The sequence below is a fragment of the Brevinematia bacterium genome (assembly GCA_039630355.1).
Lineage (GTDB): Bacteria > Spirochaetota > Brevinematia > DTOW01 > DTOW01 > SKYB106.
The window spans coordinates 1-1840 of sequence record JBCNVF010000071.1; the positions used below are offsets into that span (position 1 = coordinate 1).

Sequence of the window (1840 nt, forward strand, 5' to 3'; positions counted from 1 at the left end):
TTTATTTGTTGGTATGAAAAGGTTTGCGGTTAAGGGGTATGAGTATAGGTTTTCGGAAGAGAATCTCAGTTCTTTTATTGCAAAAATAGAAGAATTGAAGGCTCAAAGTCTTCAGAACAATCTGGAATTTGTTGATCCTAAATGGGGGACAATATCAATCTCACCTGCTAAGCTTGAGGAGTTGATTAACTCCTTTACAATCGTAGTTCCTCTGGTCAGGGAGTTTTCTTATAAGGAAGTAATAGTGCCGTTGACAAATGAACGAGGTGTTGCTACTAACTACAATAGGTTTTTTGAAGTTACAGTAGGAGTTTCTTTGAAATTTCTTGATCCTCAGACAGGAAATATAATAGAAAATCTATATGTTAAAAGAAAGGGGGTAAGTAGTGTTAGCACCAATCACATAGAAGATCTAAAGACAAAGTGGGAGAAGGACTTGACTTATTTTGACAAAGTGAGAATTGCGAAATACAACGAAGAAAGCAATATTCTTATAAACGATGCTGGGTATAGAGCTACCAAAGTAATAATTAATGAGCTTAAATACCTTTTGAGAACAGTAGAGAAGTTTAGACTATATACAAGGGTTTTAGATATAAAAAACGGTAGGATATTCATAGAGCTTGGTAGGGACTACGACATAGTTCCCGGATTGGAGCTTGATGTTGTTAGAATTGAAAGAAGAAAAATAGGAAGTAAGGAGTTTGAGGAAAAAAAAGTAGTTGGACTTATTAAAGTTGTTGATGTTAAAGAAGAATACTCCGAGGCTATCACTATCTTAGGAAGTGTTGATATGGATGTGCAGTTGGTAGATGCACTTAGGAGAGGATTTATTAACAAGATTTTAGTAGGTGGTCTCTATGCTTCATTTATCCCTCCTGTGGACAATACTTTGGTTTCATACTTTAACAATGCTTGGAATGATCTTAAAGAAAGTATTTTCCCTATGGTTGGATTTAGTGCCATAGTGGATAGCGGGTTTGCACACTTTGAGCCACAAATTGACCTCATCTTGGTGCTTCTAAGACCTATTTCAGTCATATTAAGCTTAGGTGGTGGTTTACCACTATATTTTGGCAACTTCAAAATGAAACCGGTAGCTATGCTGGATGTAAGTATCTTTACTGATTCAATACCTGATGTTAGTTGGAAAGGGAGAAATATAATTCTTACTCCCATAGGGACATCTATCGGAGTAAGTGGAGGTATATCGCTTGAACTGATACTAAGTAAAAGTCTGTGTATATCCTTAGATGTTAACGGAAGATATCACTTCTACTATATTCCATCTCTGAGTGCTATATACACTGATGGAAGTGAAGTTACAGATCCTTCTCTTAAAGGATCCATGGTTCCGTTATTCAGTCCTACAGGTGCTGGAGCTCATTTATCGTTAGGCTTTAGGTTCTAGTAGCTTGAGAGAATCGTTATAAACTTAGGCTTCTATTCATCAGGGGCTTTTTTTTGCCCCCCCTGCTTTCAAAAACTCTACATCAAGAAAATTGAATCAAAAGGCCTTGATTTTCTGAGTCTTCTAGAAGTAAGATCTTCACAATTCATTCGGTTAGCATTACTCACATTAAGAAAAAGCTTAGAGTTTTCTCTGCTCGCCTAATGGGAATTGGAATCTGTTGAATTGAAGGAAGGTGAAAGGATAGAACTGAGTTTTTTACAATAGTCGTAACAATAATTCCACATAAATTCCGATCATAACCTAAGGGTTTTATGAAAGAGAGTATTTTTATTTCAGTAATCTCCTATATCCTCGCTGTAGTTTTAATAGTTGTTGGTGTTCCACTTATCTCAGAGGTTCTATATAGTTCCTTCTCTGAAGAGATCT

General features: G+C 36.1%; 1 protein-coding gene. It reads left to right on the forward strand.

Features of this window, described 5'->3' with window-relative positions:
• Nucleotides 1-1411, forward strand: a 1411-nt coding sequence (locus tag ABDH28_05115; protein ID MEN2998396.1) for a hypothetical protein, incomplete at its 5' end; no start/stop codon positions are given.
• Nucleotides 1412-1840: the final 429 nt, after the last annotated feature.